The sequence below is a fragment of the Brenneria rubrifaciens genome (genome assembly GCF_005484945.1).
In the GTDB taxonomy this organism is placed as follows: Bacteria; Pseudomonadota; Gammaproteobacteria; order Enterobacterales; family Enterobacteriaceae; genus Brenneria; species Brenneria rubrifaciens.
The window spans coordinates 3,260,641-3,278,266 of record NZ_CP034035.1 but is presented as its reverse complement, the minus strand read 5'-3'; the positions used below and the strand labels follow the sequence as shown (position 1 = coordinate 3,278,266).

Annotated in this window: 13 protein-coding genes; 12 read left to right on the top strand and 1 reads right to left on the bottom strand. The window is 54.1% G+C overall.

The window, feature by feature from the left end:
* Positions 1-82: 82 nt before the first annotated feature.
* The 5 genes from EH207_RS14790 to ahpF all read left to right on the top strand — a co-directional run bounded on the left by EH207_RS14790 (position 83) and on the right by ahpF (position 7,201).
* Positions 83-1,513 carry a TolC family outer membrane protein gene (locus EH207_RS14790; RefSeq protein WP_377805029.1) on the top strand — a complete coding sequence of 477 codons (1,431 nt, stop codon included), beginning with the start codon at positions 83-85 and terminating at the stop codon, positions 1,511-1,513.
* Positions 1,510-3,696, top strand: a complete 2,187-nt coding sequence (locus EH207_RS14785; protein ID WP_137714689.1) for a type I secretion system permease/ATPase — start codon at positions 1,510-1,512, stop codon at positions 3,694-3,696. The genes EH207_RS14790 and EH207_RS14785 overlap by 4 nt, the downstream gene beginning before the upstream one ends.
* Positions 3,677-4,861, top strand: a complete 1,185-nt coding sequence (locus EH207_RS14780; RefSeq protein WP_137714688.1) for an HlyD family type I secretion periplasmic adaptor subunit — start codon at positions 3,677-3,679, stop codon at positions 4,859-4,861. Before EH207_RS14785 ends, EH207_RS14780 begins: the two co-directional genes overlap by 20 nt.
* Positions 4,862-4,995: 134 nt before the next feature.
* A complete protein-coding gene (gene ahpC / locus EH207_RS14775; protein ID WP_137714687.1) occupies positions 4,996-5,559 on the top strand; it encodes an alkyl hydroperoxide reductase subunit C in 564 nt (187 codons plus the stop codon).
* A gap of 73 nt (positions 5,560-5,632) precedes the next feature.
* Positions 5,633-7,201 carry an alkyl hydroperoxide reductase subunit F gene (gene ahpF, locus EH207_RS14770; protein ID WP_137714686.1) on the top strand — a complete coding sequence of 523 codons (1,569 nt, stop codon included), beginning with the start codon at positions 5,633-5,635 and terminating at the stop codon, positions 7,199-7,201.
* 638 nt (positions 7,202-7,839) lie between these two features.
* Here the strand turns inward: ahpF and queG are convergent.
* Positions 7,840-8,979, bottom strand: coding sequence for a tRNA epoxyqueuosine(34) reductase QueG (gene queG, locus EH207_RS14765; RefSeq protein ID WP_137714685.1), 1,140 nt, complete (start codon positions 8,977-8,979; stop codon positions 7,840-7,842).
* A gap of 168 nt (positions 8,980-9,147) precedes the next feature.
* Here queG and nnr point away from each other — a divergent pair, with 168 nt between their 5' ends.
* From nnr to hflX, 7 genes are all read left to right on the top strand, one after another.
* Complete coding sequence (gene nnr, locus EH207_RS14760; protein ID WP_137714684.1) at positions 9,148-10,674, top strand: bifunctional ADP-dependent NAD(P)H-hydrate dehydratase/NAD(P)H-hydrate epimerase; 1,527 nt, start codon at positions 9,148-9,150, stop codon at positions 10,672-10,674.
* A complete protein-coding gene (tsaE, locus tag EH207_RS14755; RefSeq protein ID WP_137714683.1) occupies positions 10,671-11,153 on the top strand; it encodes a tRNA (adenosine(37)-N6)-threonylcarbamoyltransferase complex ATPase subunit type 1 TsaE in 483 nt (160 codons plus the stop codon). Before nnr ends, tsaE begins: the two co-directional genes overlap by 4 nt.
* Positions 11,150-12,835 carry an N-acetylmuramoyl-L-alanine amidase AmiB gene (gene amiB, locus EH207_RS14750; RefSeq protein ID WP_137714682.1) on the top strand — a complete coding sequence of 562 codons (1,686 nt, stop codon included), beginning with the start codon at positions 11,150-11,152 and terminating at the stop codon, positions 12,833-12,835. The genes tsaE and amiB overlap by 4 nt, the downstream gene beginning before the upstream one ends.
* Before the next feature lie 68 nt (positions 12,836-12,903).
* The gene (gene mutL / locus EH207_RS14745) at positions 12,904-14,868 is read left to right on the top strand and encodes a DNA mismatch repair endonuclease MutL (RefSeq protein WP_137714681.1); all 1,965 of its coding nucleotides are present in this window, start codon (positions 12,904-12,906) and stop codon (positions 14,866-14,868) included.
* Positions 14,861-15,802, top strand: coding sequence for a tRNA (adenosine(37)-N6)-dimethylallyltransferase MiaA (gene miaA, locus EH207_RS14740; RefSeq protein WP_137714680.1), 942 nt, complete (start codon positions 14,861-14,863; stop codon positions 15,800-15,802). The genes mutL and miaA overlap by 8 nt, the downstream gene beginning before the upstream one ends.
* 111 nt (positions 15,803-15,913) lie before the next feature.
* Positions 15,914-16,210, top strand: coding sequence for an RNA chaperone Hfq (hfq, locus tag EH207_RS14735; protein ID WP_137714679.1), 297 nt, complete (start codon positions 15,914-15,916; stop codon positions 16,208-16,210).
* Positions 16,211-16,302: 92 nt separating this feature from the next.
* Positions 16,303-17,583, top strand: a complete 1,281-nt coding sequence (gene hflX / locus EH207_RS14730) for a ribosome rescue GTPase HflX (protein ID WP_137714678.1) — start codon at positions 16,303-16,305, stop codon at positions 17,581-17,583.
* Positions 17,584-17,626: the final 43 nt, after the last annotated feature.

Sequence of the window (17,626 nt, the reverse complement as noted above, 5' to 3'; positions counted from 1 at the left end):
ATAACAAAAGCCCACGGGCGCAGTGATGCCGCCTCGCCGGTGGTGACTCTATTCATATTATTGATTTTTTTTAGGTATTGATATGAAAGGCAGTTGTGAATATACGATGGGATTAGCGTGTTTGCTGGCATCAGTCGGGGGGATTTACAACGGTGTCGGCACTGCGCGGGCGGCGTTACCGCCAGGTGTTATCAGCACCGGGCAGATCATTTATCGGGAGCAATTGCCTTCGCTTTCCGGCCCGGTTGCGCCGCCGGTCGCTTCCCGTGCGCCGGAACGCCTTGATATTCGCCTTGCGGTCGCACGCGCCGTCTCCTGGCATCCGAATATTCGTGAAGCTATCGGGCAGTTGTTCGAGCAATCGGAAGCGGTCGACGTGGCGCGATCGCAATATTATCCGCAAGTCAATGGCGGTATTAACAACGGGATAACAAATACATATAGCAACAGCGGCTTTAGCCCGTCGCTGGTATTGTCAATTTCTCAGATGTTGTATGACTTCGGTAAGGTGGAGGGTCAGGTGCGCGCCGCCAACGCCGGCGTGGCGCAGCAGCAGGCCAACGTACTGGTGAGTATTGATACGGTGGCGCTTAATACCGCCTCGGCGCTCGTCCAGGTACAGGGCTATCAGAGACTGGTGAAGGTAGCCAGAGAGCAACTGACGGCCCTTGACAATATCAGCCGGTTGGCGCGTCAGCGCAACGATGAGGGCGCCAGTTCGCTGTCGGATGTGGTGCAGACCGAGGCGCGTATCGAAGGCGCGCGCTCGACGCTGCTACAGTATCAGGCCAATCTCGACCGCTGGCGGGCGACGCTCGCGTCAAGTTTGGGCTGGGAGCGCATCCAGCAGGTCAGTGACGATTTCCCGAAAAGTCTGCAACGCGCCTGCGAGGTTAGCGAGCCGGATGACCGGCTGATACCGGCGGTATTAGCGGCTTACGCCCAGGCCAACAAAGCCCAGGCGCAACTGGATGAAGCCAATGCCCGGATGCTCCCCACGATCTCATTGCAGCCGGAAGTCAGCCACTACCTGAATGACCGTTACGCCAACAGTGAAACGCTGGATCGCACGCAATATTCCGCCTGGGTAAAAGTTGAAATGCCGCTTTATCAGGGGGGCCGGTTAACCGCCAGCCGTAATGCGGCGGCGCACTCGCGCGAAGCCGCCAACGCTGCGGTGCAGGCCGCGCGGCTGGACGCGCGCCAGCAACTGACGGAATCGCAAAACGAAGCCGAAAGCTTGGCGCGGACTCTGCAAATCCAGGTACGGCAACAGGAGCTGGGCAAGCAAACCCGCGAGCTCTATCAACAACAGTATCTGGAGTTGGGGACCCGGCCGTTGCTGGATGTGCTGAACGCCGAACAGGAGGTGTTTCAGGCGCGCTTTACCGAACAGCAAACGCTGATCCAGCTTCACCAACTGCAACTCCAGTGCCTATACAGCACCGGCAAGATGCGCAGTGCGTTCGCACTGAATAATCGCACTATCCAGACTGTGGAGATCCAGCCATGAAGCGGTTTACCGATGCAAAGGATGATGCGGTGCCGAAAAACGATGCGCACTCTTTGTCGCGCTGGGCCTCCGCCATCACTTATGTGGGCAGTCACTATCGGCTGGCTTTTTCACCAGGCGCAATCAAAGCTAGCACGCGGTGGCAGGAAGGGCAGCCGCTCCTCCGCGCATTGCAAAATCTGGCGCGCCAGGCGGGGTTGACGGCTCGCGTCCTTCAGGGGAATCAGGATATCGCCGCCTGGCGTCTGCCGCTGGTGGTACAACTGATCAGCGGCCAGGTGGTCGTCATCGAACAGTTTGACGGTCAGGACACCGTCAGTGTCTGTTTTATGGCGGACGGTAACCCGTTTAGCCGGCTGGCCCTGAGTAAGCTTTTGCCGGAGATCCGCTATGTGGTGGCGCTGAGGCCGTCGGCGGCGGTGAAAGACAGCCGTGCCGGATATTATCTGAAGGATTACCGCCCGGACTGGTTATGGGAACTGGTGCTGCGGGATCTCAAACCTTACGGCTATGTGATGTTGGCTTCGTTGCTGGTTAACCTCCTGTCGCTGGCCGGAATTCTGTTTTCCATGCAGGTGTATGACCGCGCGATCCCGGCGCAATCTTATCCGACGCTGTATGTCCTGGCGATTGGCGTGTTGATCGCGGTGATCTTCTCTTTTCTGTTGCGGCTGGGGCGCGGGCACATTATGGATATTCTCGGTAAACGTGCGGATCTCCGCGTTTCCGACCGCGTGTTTGGCCATGCCTTGCGATTACGTAACAGCGCCATTCCGCGATCTACCGGGAGTTTTATTTCCCAGCTCCGTGAACTGGAGCAGATCCGCGAAATGGTCACCTCCACCACGGTTTCCGCAGTGGTGGACCTGCCGTTCTTTCTGCTGTTTTTACTGGTGCTGGCGATCATCGCGCCGTCGCTCTCTTGGATCGCCCCCGTAGCGGCGCTGCTGATGATCCTGCCCTGCCTGCTGATGCAAAAGAAACTGGCGCAGTTGGCGCGTCAGTCCACCCAAGAAATCACGCTGCGTAACGCGGTGTTGGTGGAAAGCGTTCAGGGTCTGGAAGATATCAAACTGATGCAGGCGGAAGGGCGTTTTCAGCAGCAGTGGAACAGCTATATTCGTATCAGCGCCGAATCCGGGGTGCGCAGTCGTAAACTTACTCAGTGGCTGATGAGCTGGGGCGTGAGTGTTCAGGGGCTGGTGTACGCGCTGGTGGTAATGATTGGCGCACCGTTGGTGATTGAAGGCGGGATGACCACCGGGGCGATTGTCGCCGCTTCGTTATTGTCGTCGCGCATGATTGCGCCGATGACCACGCTGTGCAGCGTACTGGCGCGTTGGCAGCAGGTCAAAGCCGCGAAAGAGGGGCTGGACAACGTCATGCAATTGCCGGTGGAGAACGGCCATGATGAAAGCAAAGTGCATTGTGATGTGTTGTATGGTCATTACCAGTTCCTGAACGCGGCGTTCCGCTACCACATTGAAGATAGCGTCATCGCGCTAAAAATCGCCAAACTGGAAATCCGCGCTGGAGAGCGAGTGGCGATTCTGGGGGCCAACGGCGCCGGTAAATCCACCCTGCTTCATGCGATGGCTGGCGGTATGGCGTTGGTGGAAGGCGAGCTACGGCTCGATAACCTTAACTTGGCGCATATCGATATGGAGGATGTGCGTCGCAACATTGGCCTGATAACCCAGAACGCCCGGCTATTTTTTGGCACCTTGCGCGAAAACCTGACGCTGGGCGCGCCCCGCGCCAGCGACGCGGAGATCTTTGCCGCGCTGGAAGTTTGTGGCGCGGATCGTTTTGTGAAAAAACTGGCGCTGGGGCTGGATCACCCGTTGATGGAGGGCGGGATCGGGCTTTCCGGCGGCCAGCGGCAGTCGATCCTGCTGGCGCGCATGCTGCTGCGCGATCCGAATATTGTGCTGCTGGATGAACCCACCTCCTCCCTGGATGAACATACCGAACGGGAATTTATTCAGCGCCTCGCCAACTGGCTGGGCGGGCGCACGTTGGTGGTGGCGACCCATCGCGTCGCGGTGCTGGAACTGGTGGATCGCATCATCGTATTGAGAGAAGGACAACTGGTGATGGATGAACCGAAAGACCAGGCGCTGAATACGGGTCATCACCAAAACGGCCGTCAGGAGTCAAAGGATGAAAGAATACATAATTGATGACCTGGAAAACGAATATGACCGTGAAAACCGGTACACAGGTGCGGTGCGGATCATTGTGATCACCGCGCTGTTGCTGCTGGCGACGGGGATTTGGGCATGGTTTGGCACGCTGGACGAAGTTTCCACCGGCAGCGGGAAAGTGGTCCCCAGTATGCGCGAACAGACTTTACAGTCGCTGGATGGCGGGATTCTGGCGGAACTGAAAGTCCGCGAGGGGGATCTGGTGGAGGCCGGAACGGTGGTAGCGCGATTGGACCCGACCCGCCAGGAGTCCAACGTGGGTGAGAGCGCCGCCCGCTATCGGGCCGCGCTTGCCGCCGGCAACCGCCTGAACGCGGAGGTTAACAACGAACCGATAACATTCCCGGACACGTTAAGCAACTGGCCGGAACTGATCGCGGCGGAGACCCGGCTCTATAAAAGTCGCCGCGCACAGTTTGAGGACGCCGAATCACAGATAAAAAAAGCGCTGGAACTGGTTGAGAGCGAACTGACGATAACCGAACGGTTAGTGAAAACCGGGGCGGCGAGCCATGTGGAGGTTTTGCGTCTGCGGCGCCAGAAAGCGGAGCTTGATCTGAAACTGACCGATCTGCGTTCACAATATTATGTCCAGGCGCGCGAGGAGCTGGCCAAAGCCAATGCGGAGGTGAATATGCTCTCGGAAGTGATTAGAGGGCGAACGGACTCCGTTACACGTTTGGTGGTTCGTTCACCGGTGCGAGGTATTGTGAAAAATATCCAGGTGACCACCATCGGCGGGGTGATCGCGCCCAATGGTCATCTTATGGAAATTGTTCCGGTAGATGACCGCCTGTTGGTTGAAGCGCGCCTGTCGCCACGGGATATCGCGTTTATTCATCCCGACCAAAAAGCGCTGGTGAAAATCACCGCTTACGATTATGCCATTTACGGTGGGTTGAGCGGCGTGGTAAAAACCATTTCGCCGGACACGATTCAGGATGAAGTCAAACCGGAGATCTTCTATTACCGGGTATTTATTCTCACCGACCAGGACTATCTGCAAAATAAGGCCGGTCGCCGTTTTTCCATTGTGCCGGGGATGATTGCCACGGTGGATATCAAAACCGGTGAGAAAACGGTGATGGATTACTTAATCAAACCGTTCAACCGCACCAAAGAAGCGCTGCGCGAGCGCTAAATAACTGTCCATAATAGGCCCGGCGTATCGCTAAGTAAGGTATTACTTATCGATTCAATAATGACAACGGATTGGTGATGTCGGTCACAATTCTGTACTTTACACCTCATGTAAACACACATGAGGATAAAGTGATGTCTGTAATCAATACTAAAGTTAAGCCATTCAAAAACATGGCCTTCAAAGACGGTCAGTTCATCGAAGTGACTGAGAAAGATATCGAAGGTAAATGGAGTGTGTTCTTCTTCTATCCGGCTGACTTTACTTTTGTTTGCCCGACTGAGCTGGGCGACGTTGCTGATTTTTACGATGAATTCCAACAGCGCGGCGTTGAAATCTACTCTGTTTCCACCGATACCCACTTTACTCACAAAGCGTGGCACAGCAGTTCTGAAACTATCGCCAAAATCAAATACACCATGATCGGCGACCCGACTGGTCAACTGACTCGCAACTTTGAAAACCTGCGTGAAGCCGAAGGTCTGGCTGACCGCGGTACTTTCATTGTTGACCCGCAAGGCATTATCCAGGCTGTGGAAATCACTGCAGAAGGTATCGGTCGCGATGCGTCAGACCTGTTGCGCAAAGTGAAAGCGGCTCAGTACGTTGCTGCTCACCCAGGTGAAGTTTGCCCAGCCAAATGGAAAGAAGGTGAGGCAACGCTGGCTCCGTCTCTGGATCTGGTTGGTAAAATCTAACACAGGCCCATTGAACACATTGATGTTTTTATCGGGTGCCAGGCACCCGATTTTTCTGCACTGAGGATAACCCATGCTCGACAATAATATGAAAGTTCAGTTGAAAGCCTATCTGGAAAAGTTAACCAAGCCTGTTGAGTTGATTGCGACTCTGGATGAATCAGCTAAATCGTCTGAAGTAAGAGAGCTACTGACCGAGATCGCTGGGTTATCCGAACAGGTGAGTTTTATTGAAAACAACACCCTGGCAGTGCGTAAGCCTTCATTCCTGATTACCAACCCAGGTTCTGAGAGCGGCCCGCGTTTTGCCGGTGCGCCTATGGGACACGAGTTTACCTCGCTGATTCTGGCGTTGTTGCAGGTGGGGGGACATCCGTCAAAAGAAACGAAAGAATTACTCGATCAAATCCGTCATCTTGACGGTAAATTCCATTTTGAAACCTATTACTCGTTGTCCTGCCACAACTGCCCTGATGTGGTGCAGGCACTGAATTTAATGGCCGTTCTGAATCCGAATATTAGCCACACCGCGATTGACGGCGGCGTGTTTCAGGATGAGATCCAGAGTCGTAACGTCATGGGCGTGCCGACCGTGTTCCTCAACGGTGAGCATTTCAGCCAGGGGCGGATGAGCCTCGTTGAGATCGTGACCAAGATTGATAGCGGCGCGGGCGCAAAACAGGTTGAGAAACTGAATCAGCGTGACGTGTACGATGTGCTGATCATCGGCAGCGGCCCGGCGGGCGCGGCGGCGGCGGTTTACTCCGCTCGTAAGGGGATTCGCACCGGTCTGATGGGCGAGCGTTTTGGCGGCCAGATATTGGATACCGTGGACATTGAAAACTATATTTCCGTGCCGAAAACGGAAGGCGCGAAGCTGGCAACCGCGCTGAAAAGCCACGTTGATGACTATGATGTTGATGTAATTGATGCCCAGAGTGCCGAAGCACTGATCCCAGGTAGCGAACCGGGCGCGCCACACCAGGTGATAACCGTTTCCGGCGCAGTATTGAAATCCCGTAGCGTGATCATTGCGACCGGCGCACGCTGGAGAAACATGAGCGTACCGGGCGAAGATCAGTACCGCACCCGTGGTGTGACTTACTGTCCGCACTGTGACGGCCCGTTGTTTAAAGGCAAGCATGTGGCGGTGATTGGCGGTGGTAACTCAGGCGTGGAAGCGGCGATCGATCTGGCCGGGGTCGTCAAGCACGTTACCCTGTTGGAATTCGCACCGGAACTGAAAGCGGACTCCGTATTGCAGGATAAGGTGCGTAGCCTGCCGAATGTCGATGTCATTCTTAACGCGCAGACCACGGAAGTGAAGGGCGATGGACAGAAAGTGACCGGCCTGACCTATAAAGATCGCGTGAGCGATACGCAGCACGAACTGCCGCTGGAAGGTATCTTCGTCCAGATTGGTCTGTTGCCCAACACCGGCTGGCTGGAAGGTACGGTAGCCCGTAACCGGATTGGCGAAATTGAAATTGACGCCAAGTGCGAAACCAGCGTCAAAGGCGTATTTGCCGCCGGCGACTGTACTACGGTCCCGTATAAACAGATCATTATCGCCACAGGTGAAGGCGCAAAAGCTTCGCTGAGTGCGTTTGATTACCTGATAAGAACACAGCCCGCGGTGTGATATTGACCACATCGGCGACAAACTGCCGGTATGGTTGATTTGATAGCTAACACCCCATCCTTGTTATATTGAGATATACACAGGCAATGGCTGCGTAATGCATTGCCACATTTTTCTTGGTGTTTCTGTGCCTTTGCCCATTGAGTCATTGCTCAATGGGCCTTTTTGTTTTAAAGGCGCAAGCGATGCCTATAAGACGTTCCTGATGTTTTTTTCATGGGTAAAAATGATGGAGGGGCTTGTCAATGGTCGGCAACCACTCCATAATGCCGCCACTCTGATTCGCAGGATGCGGGGAAAATGATGATAATCAACGTATTCACAGCGAATGCTTATCGGTTTCCTGTTCTCTGTTTTATGGCTAATTTTTATCCTTGTAATTACTCCCCTTTTATTAATTCATATAAAAAATCATAATTTTTTGAACAGACTTATCCACAGGCTGTCTGTGAGTGTTTTACTCACGACCTTGTCTTGTTGACGATGCGATATTTTTCATTCTATTGATAAATAATGATAAAAATTAATTATAAAACATTATCTCGATCGCTTGTACTTTTTGTGACAATTGATTGTCAAAGACTTTTTATATTTATACACAGGCTGGGGTGAAAATTGACGACCTGGACGCCTATGTTTCAGGCATCACGCGGTAAGCCTTTTTCAACTGCCCGAATCAGCCTTTTTTTCTGCGGAGATTGAACCTCAATTCCCTGTTCGGCGTGGCGAGTCAATTGCTGTTTAATCGCCCAATGGATATGTTCATCCAGCAATTCGCTTTCACCGAGGCGATTGCGCAATGCCAGCACAATATGATCCTGATAAGGCGCGTTGCCGAGTGCGACCGCGATGTTGCGCAACCAACGGACGTGACCGATGCGGCGAATTGCCGAACCTTCCGTTATTCGCAAAAATTTTTCTTCGCTCCATAAAAATAGCGTCACCAATTCCGGTGCATGTAAAGCTGCACGCGGGCTGAAATCCGCCTCTTCGGTTAACGGTGAAAAGCGGTTCCAGGGGCAAATCAACTGGCAGTCATCACAACCGTAGATACGATTACCCATCAATGGGCGGAGTTCTTCGGGAATCGGACCTTCGAGTTCAATTGTCAGGTAAGAAATACAGCGTCGGGCATCCACGGTATAAGGCGCGATGATTGCCCCGGTGGGGCAAGTTGTCATACAGGCGACGCAGCGTCCGCACTGTTCTTCCTGTGGTTGATCAACCGGCAACGGCAGGTCGATCAGCAACTCGCCGAGAAAGAACCAGGAGCCGGATGCTCTGTTGAGTATAAGTGAGTGTTTGCCAATCCAGCCAATGCCCGCTTTGGCGGCCAGCGGACGCTCCATTATCGGCGCGGAATCGACGAACGGGCGAAAATTCAGCTCTCCGCAATAGTTCTGAATCCGATCGCCGAGCTTCTTAAGGCGCTGGCGCAGCAACTTGTGATAATCGCGGCCGAGAGCGTAGCGGCTGACGTAGCCCAACTGAGGATTCTTCAGCGTACTGGCAAAAGCCGCTTGAGCGGGGAGATAGTTCATGCGAACGCTGATGACTCGCAGCGTTCCCGGCAGCAGCTCATGCGGGCGGGCGCGCAGCATGCCGTGGCGAACCATCCACGCCATTTCGCCGTGATATTGCTTATCTAGCCAGTCCTGTAATTTTGGCTCTTCTTTGGACAGATCCGTGTCACAAATACCGATTTGCTGGAATCCCAGTGCCTGGCCCCATTGCTTGATAAGTTGCGCTAATTCACCGAGATCGTAGGGGTATGACATGACTAACCGTAAGAAGAATAAACACTCGCTTACTTTACCACATTACCTTTTGCTGGCCGACTTTGTAGGCGCGCCGTCTAACAGACGATCCCAATCGGCGCTAAGTCTGGCGATTACGTCAGTTGCTTGCTAAGTTGAAGTCATTCATTAGCCCCTCCAGGAGACGCGATGAGTGACCACCAACAACGGGGCGCGGACGCTTTGCCGTGCGCGGTATTTGGCGCAGGATGGCTGCGTGATGAAGAAACGCGCGCCGCCAGCGAGTCGGGCGTCACGCTAAGCACGCTGATGCAGCGTGCGGGCGAAGCGGCATTTCAGATTGCTTGCCAATCTTATCCCTCGGCCCGGCACTGGCTGATCCTTGCCGGACACGGCAACAACGGCGGTGATGGCTACGTGGTCGCAACGCTTGCGCTCACTGCCGGGATAACGCCGCATGTGATTGCCTGTTCCGGGCAGCGGCCTTTGCCTGCGCAGGCGCAGGCGGCGCGTCAGGCGTGGCTGGCTCAGGGCGGGAAAGTTCATGATGCTGACGGGGTATGGCCTGACGCTGTCGATCTGATCATTGACGGACTGCTGGGAACGGGTCTTTCTGCCGCGCCGCGCGCGCCCTACGACACGTTAATCGCCCAGGCAAACGCTCACCCTGCGCCGGTTGTCTCGCTCGATGTGCCTTCCGGGTTAAATGCGGAAACGGGCTGGTGTGCGGGCGAAGCCATTCGCGCGGCACATACGGTCACGTTTATTGCGCTGAAACCGGGCTTGCTGACGGGAAACGCGCGCGATCGTGTAGGGCAACTACACTGTAGCGCACTGGGTCTATCAAGCTGGCTGGCGGAACAGAATGCTCCAGTCAAGCGACTTGCTGCGCCAGCGCTGGTGGAATGGCTAACGCCACGGCGTCCGGCGTCCCATAAAGGCGACAATGGCCGGCTGCTGATCGTTGGGGGCAACAACGGCATGGGAGGCGCGGTGTTGATGGCGGGAGAAGCATCACTGCGAGCTGGCGCGGGACTGGTGCGAGTGCTCACTCACAAACAATATGTGCCGGCATTGTTGACGGCCCGTCCTGAACTGATGGCGCAGGAGCTGACGACGGATACGCTGCGGCAAGGGCTTGAGTGGGCGGATGTTGTGGTGATTGGCCCTGGTATGGGACAGGATGAGTGGGGGAAAAATGCGCTACGGTTGGCGGAAAATTGTAACAAACCCATGTTATGGGATGCGGACGCGCTTAACCTGCTGGCAATCAATCCGCATAAACGGCAGAATCGCGTGTTGACTCCACATCCTGGAGAAGCGGCCCGTTTGTTGAATTGCCGTGTGTCCGATATTGAAAGTGATCGCTTACTTGCAGCTCAAAAACTGGTAAAACGCTATGGTGGCGTTGTGGTGTTAAAAGGCGCGGGAACGGTGATTGCCAGCGAGCAAGGGCAGCTTGCCATTGCTGATGTGGGTAATCCGGGTATGGCGACCGGCGGCATGGGAGATGTGCTGGCTGGTATCATCGGCGGTTTGCTGGCCCAAAAGTTACCGTTGTATGATGCGGCCTGCGCAGGCTGCGTCGCGCATGGTGCGGCGGCCGACTGGCTGGCCGAGCGACGCGGAACCCGAGGTATGTTGGCAACCGAGCTGATGCCTGTATTGTCCCAATATGTGAATCCAGAGCGGATACCCTTAGAAAAGAAAGAATGAAAAAAATCGTATTACCTCTGCCGGATGAGGCAGCAACCCTCGCGTTGGGCGCGGCACTGGCTATAGCTTGCGATAGTGTCAGCGTTATTCATCTGTATGGCGATCTTGGGGCGGGGAAGACTACGTTCAGCCGCGGTTTTTTACAGGCGCTCGGTCATCGTGGGAACGTAAAAAGCCCGACATATACACTCGTCGAACCTTATGACCTTTCACCACTGGCGGTCTATCATTTCGATCTCTATCGTCTTGCCGACCCGGAAGAACTTGAATTTATGGGGATACGCGATTATCTGGATCAGGAGGCTATCTGTCTGATTGAGTGGCCTCAGCAAGGGACGGGGGTATTGCCCGACGCCGATGTCGAACTGCGTCTGCACTATCAGGATCAAGGTCGACAGGCTGACCTGTCCGCGGTATCGGCGCAGGGAGAGGCCATTCTGCAACGGATGGTCGATCAGACAGGGATAAACGCGCCATGATGAGCCGTATGATCAAACTGTTGCTGTGTGTGTGGTTAACGCTTGCCGGAACGGGCTGGGCGGCCAATCTGTCTGATATTAAAGTGGATAACGCTTCCGGTCAGGCGACGGTTAGCCTGAGTTTTAGCGGGCAGCCCATCTATGCGTTCTTTCCGCTCAGTAACCCTGCCCGGGTGGTGATTGATATTCGCCAGACCGCTTTAATTCAGGGGCTGCCGCTGGATTTCAGCGGACAAAATCTGATTAAACGTATTCGCACCAGTAATGCACAAGATGCGAAAAGCCTGCGTTTAGTGCTGGATTTGACCCGGCCCGCCAAAACCCGCGCGGTGACGCAGAAAACAGACTCCGGCTATACCGTGGTCTTCACCATGACGGGGAATAAACCGAAAACGGCGGCGAGAAATGCGCCGACTGTTTCCGTTCAGCAGCGTCCGGCGACATCTGAGCCGGCTAAAAACCCGTTTGCCAACAAGCCAACGGGGGTCGTTAACAGCAACGCGTCAGCCGTGATGCCTGCGCGTGCCACGGAGAGCAGTGAACGGGTGGTGGTTGCCATTGATGCAGGGCACGGTGGACAAGATCCCGGTGCGATAGGATTGAACGGACTGCGCGAAAAGAATGTCACCATTGCCATTGCGCGTAAACTACAAACCTTACTGAACCGCGATCCCGCCTTCAGACCGGTACTCACGCGTGATGGCGACTATTTTGTCTCGGTGATGGGACGCTCGGACGTCGCGCGTAGACAGGGCGCTAATATTCTGGTGTCGATTCATGCGGATGCGGCGCCGAATCGCAGCGCGACCGGCGCTTCAGTGTGGGTGTTGTCAAACCGCCGGGCGAACAGCGAAATGGCGACCTGGCTGGAACAACATGAGAAACAGTCTGAGTTACTGGGCGGAGCGGGCGATTTGCTGGCCAACAACAGCGCCGACCCGTATTTAAGTCAGGCGGTATTGGATTTGCAGTTCGGGCATTCGCAGCGTGTAGGGTATGACGTTGCGACCAACGTGTTGCGTGAGCTGCAACGCGTCGGCAGATTGCATAAACGCCGACCTGAACACGCCAGTCTGGGCGTGCTGCGTTCGCCGGATATTCCGTCGTTATTGGTTGAAACCGGGTTTATCAGCAATGTAGAAGAAGAACGTTTATTGGGAAGTAACGCCTATCAGGAGAAAATCGCCTATGCGGTTTATCAAGGACTAATAAGCTATTTCCAGACCCATCCGTTGCAATCTGCCCCAAAGCAGGAAAGCCCCAGGGTTCAGTCGGCGGCAAATAAAACGTCTGCCGCCGTCACCACGCCGGCAGATAAAAGCAGCGGGGATATGGGGAGCAATGCCACCACCCGACATACCGTTGTGCGTGGTGAAACGTTGTCTGCCATCGCGACGCGTTATGGTGTGAGCATGGCATCGATCCGCAAGATGAATAGGCTGAACAAGGATATCGTTTGGGTCGGGCAACGTTTAGCGATCCCCGTGACAGGCGCCAAACCGCCGGTTTCGACGACAAGTACGAAAAAAGCTGCGCCCGTGAAGCATAAAGTGGTGCGTGGCGATAGCCTGAGTACGATTGCCGCTCGCTATGGCGTCAGCATGAAAGCGATTCAGCAGGCAAACGATATGAGTTCAGGAACCGTGCAGTTAGGTCAGACGTTAATTATTCCTTCAGCCTGAGTTTACTTTTGATCTGATTTTTCATTCTGACCGTATTTTTTATTATGACGATGTAAGAGGGAAACGCCATGCCGATTCAGGTTTTGCCACCACAATTGGCCAACCAGATTGCCGCCGGGGAAGTGGTGGAGCGCCCCGCATCGGTGGTTAAAGAGCTGGTGGAAAACAGTCTGGATGCTGGGGCGACCCGTATTGATATCGACATAGAGCGCGGCGGCGCCAAACTGATACGTATCCGGGATAACGGCGCCGGCATTGAAAAAGACGATCTGGCACTGGCGCTGGCTCGTCATGCGACCAGTAAGATTGCCACGCTCGACGATCTGGAAGCCATTGTCAGCATGGGATTCCGTGGTGAAGCGCTGGCCAGTATCAGTTCTGTTTCACGTTTGACGCTGACTTCGCGGACCGCCAGGCAATCCGAAGCATGGCAGGCCTACGCGGAAGGCCGGGATATGGCGGTCACCATCAAACCTGCGGCGCATCCGGTTGGCACCACGCTGGAAGTGTTGGATCTGTTTTATAACACGCCCGCACGCCGCAAATTCATGCGCACGGAGAAAACCGAATTCACTCATATTGATGAGGTTGTTCGCCGGATTGCGCTGGCACATTTCGATATTGCCATCACGCTGCATCACAACGGTAAACTGATCCGGCAATATCGGCCTGCAAGCGATCCCTCCCAGCATGAACGCAGGTTGGGCAGTATCTGCGGCAGCGCGTTTTTACAGCACGCGTTGGCCGTGTCATGGCAGCATGATGATTTGACTATTCATGGCTGGGTAGCCGACCCTGCCGAAGCAAAACAACTGCCTGAAATGCAGTATTGCTATGTTAACCGGCGCATGATGCGCGATCGGTTGATCAATCATGCGATTCGACAGGCATATCAGGATCGGCTTGACAACGATCGACAACCCGCTTACGTACTGTATCTGGAGATTGATCCCCATCAGGTGGATGTCAATGTGCATCCGGCCAAGCATGAAGTCCGGTTTCATCAGGCACGTCTGGTGCATGACTTTATTTATCAGGCTGTGATGACAGTATTGCAGGAGGCCGCCGCCCCCAGGCTTGCCCCCTCTGAACCGGGAGCAGTTCAGCCGACGCCCTGGCGACAGGAAAATCGTACCGCTGCCGGTGAAAACCATTTTTCACAGTCGGCTTCCATACCGGCTGAGAAATCCGCCGGTCGGTCGGGTAAGGCCCGTGAGCCTCATTATCCCGCAGGGACTTCGTACCAGAAGAAACAGGGCGAACTGTACAGGAAACTGCTGCAAGCTGAAGATGTTGGTGACTCTTCCTCCTGCCAGGTTTCGTCAGCGCCGATTACCGCGCCCGCGCAACCTCGTTCCGGCGTGAAAGCTGAACCGACTGCGGTTCAGCCCGCCCACGGAGCGACGCCGATGACGGATACAGCTTGTGCGCAAGCCGAAAAAACACGTTCTTCGGTCGAGTCGCCGCTTGAAAGCAACACGGCTGGGTTTGGACGCGTGCTGACGGTTTATCCGCCTTGTTACGCTTTGCTGGAATATCGCGACGGGCTGGCCTTGCTTTCTTTACCGGTCGCGGCGCGTCATCTGAAAGTGGTGCAGTTGACGCCGCCCGACGAAGGACTACGGGCGCAGCCGCTTTTAATTCCGCAACGTCTGACGCTGAACAAGTTCGAACTTTCCGTACTGGCGACGCATCAAGCATTGCTGCAAAGATTTGGTATTCACGTGCAGGTCGAAGCGCAGCGCGCCACGCTAAGCGCCGTCCCTTTACTATTACGCCAACAAAATTTACAAAACTTGATCTCTGAACTGTTAGGCTATCTGGCCGATTACCAAACAGTAGAGCCGAAAGTTCTGGCAGGCTGGCTGGCGGCCCGGTTGAAGAGCGAACAGGAAGTCTGGGGACATTCTCAGGCGATACAACTCTTGACGGATGTCGAGCGACTTTGCCCGCAGTTGATGAAGTCCCCACCGCCGGAACTTTTACAGATGGTGGACATCAATACCCCCATCAAGGTTTTGCAGCATGAGTGATTTTGAAAAAACGTCGCTGCCAACCGCCATCTTTATTATGGGGCCGACGGCATCCGGTAAAACGGCGCTGGCGATGGCATTGCGTCAATATTTACCCGTAGAGTTGATTAGTGTGGATTCAGCCCTCATTTATAAAGGGATGGATATCGGAACCGCGAAACCGAGTGCGGAAGAATTGGCTCAGGCGCCGCACCGTTTGATCGATATTCTCGACCCGGCCGAGTTCTATTCGGCTGCGGATTTTCGGCGTGACGCGCTTCGGGAAATGGCGCAAATTAGTGCATCCGGGCGTATCCCCCTGTTGGTCGGGGGCACAATGCTTTACTTTAAAGCCTTGCTTGAAGGGTTGTCTCCCTTGCCTTGTGCTGATGCGGCAGTGCGTCAACGTATTGAAGCGCAGGCGAAAGAGGTGGGTTGGGAAGCCATGCATCGACAGTTATGTGAGATAGATCCGGATGCTGCGTTTCGGATTCATCCAAATGATCCACAGAGACTTTCACGGGCACTGGAAGTTTTTTTCGTTTCAGGTAACACTTTAACTGAATTGACAAAAATGTCTGGTGAAGCGTTGCCGTATCAGGTTCATCAGTTCGCTATCGCCCCGGCGATGCGCGAGTTGTTGCATCAGCGTATTGAACTGCGTTTTCACCAGATGTTGGCGGCGGGTTTTGAGGCGGAGGCCCGGGCGCTTTTTGCACGAAAAGATCTGCATACGGGGTTGCCTTCCATTCGCTGTGTCGGTTATCGCCAGATGTGGTCATATTTATCCGGTGAAATTGATTACGATGAAATGGCTTATCGTGGGGTTTGTGCGACAAGGCAACTTGCCAAGCGACAAATTACCTGGTTGCGTGGTTGGGATGAAGTCTGCTGGTTGGACAGTGAAAAGCCAAAAGAAGCGCTGGACAAGGTAATACAGGTTGTTAGTGCATAGGTTGGGTGATTGTGTACAATTGGCGGGTCTCAGCTCGCAAATTTTGACATCGTTATTTTAGAACCCTAGGGTTCTTTGTTACAAACAACAAACAAATAAGGAAAATATAGAATGGCTAAGGGGCAATCTTTGCAAGATCCGTTCTTGAACGCATTGCGTCGCGAACGTGTTCCGGTTTCGATCTATTTGGTTAATGGTATCAAGTTGCAAGGTCAGATTGAGTCTTTCGATCAGTTTGTCATTTTGTTAAAAAATACGGTGAGCCAGATGGTGTATAAGCATGCCATTTCTACCGTTGTTCCATCCCGCCCGGTGTCTCACCATAGCAATAATCCAGGCGCCAGCAACTATCATGGTAACAACACGGCTGGCCAGCAACAGCCACAGGAAAGTGATGACGCTGAATAAAGCGTATTGTCAATTCACCACGGCGGGGACACTGCATGCATCGCCAGTTGCCCTCGCTTTGGTGTTTTTTGTTTTTTTGAGAGGTTACTCGCTTGTTTGACCGTTATGAAGCCGGTGAACGGGCCATACTAGTTCATATTTACTTCTCGCAAGATAAAGATTCGGAAGATCTGCTGGAGTTCGAGTCTCTGGTGTCTTCCGCAGGCATTGAGTCGCTACAGGTTATTACCGGCAGTCGTAAGGCACCTCATCCCAAGTATTTTGTTGGTGAAGGCAAAGCCGAAGAAATTGCTCAGGTAGTGAAAGAAACAGATGCTTTTGTGGTGTTGTTTGATCATGCCCTGACACCCGCTCAGGAACGTAATCTTGAGCGCTTGTGTGAGTGCCGGGTCATTGATCGCACCGGATTGATTCTGGATATTTTTGCCCAACGCGCACGCACCCATGAAGGTAAATTGCAGGTAGAGTTGGCGCAATTGCGTCATCTCGCTACGCGTCTGGTTCGTGGCTGGACGCACCTTGAGCGTCAAAAAGGTGGGATCGGCTTACGCGGCCCGGGGGAAACCCAGCTTGAAACGGACCGTCGTTTGCTACGTAATCGCATCAGCCAGATTTTATCCCGGCTTGATCGGGTGGAAAAACAACGTGAGCAGGGACGACGGGCGCGAGTACGCGCGGATGTGCCGACCGTCTCATTGGTGGGATATACCAACGCCGGTAAATCGACGTTGTTTAACCGAATCACATCGGCGGGCGTGTATGCCGCCGATCAGTTATTTGCTACGCTGGACCCGACATTGCGCCGTATTGAGGTGGATGATGTCGGGGATACGGTGTTGGCGGATACCGTAGGTTTTATCCGTCAGCTACCGCACGATTTGGTGGCTGCGTTTAAGGCTACATTACAGGAAACGCGTCAGGCTTCCCTGTTACTGCATGTTGTCGATGCCGCCGATCCTCGTCTTGACGAGAATATCGATGCGGTAGATACCGTGCTGGCAGAAATTGAGGCGGATGAAATTCCTGCGCTGTTGGTAATGAACAAGATTGATATGCTGGAGGATTTCACACCGCGTATCGATCGAAACGAAGAAAATTTACCGGTCCGAGTCTGGCTTTCAGCGCAGACCGGTGAAGGTATTCCGTTGCTATTTCAAGCGTTGACTGAGCGTCTATCCGGGGAAATTGCACAATACACATTGTCTCTTCCCCCGCAGGCAGGACGTTTGCGAAGTCGCTTTTACCAGCTTCAGGCAATAGAGAAAGAATGGATTGAAGAGGACGGGAAAATCGGTCTGGTTATCCGTATGCCGATTGCCGACTGGCACCGCCTCTGTAAACGAGAGCAGGAACTGACGGATTATATTGCCTGACTGGCAGAACGGCGAAGTAGTCTGACGGACTCTGGGACATTGA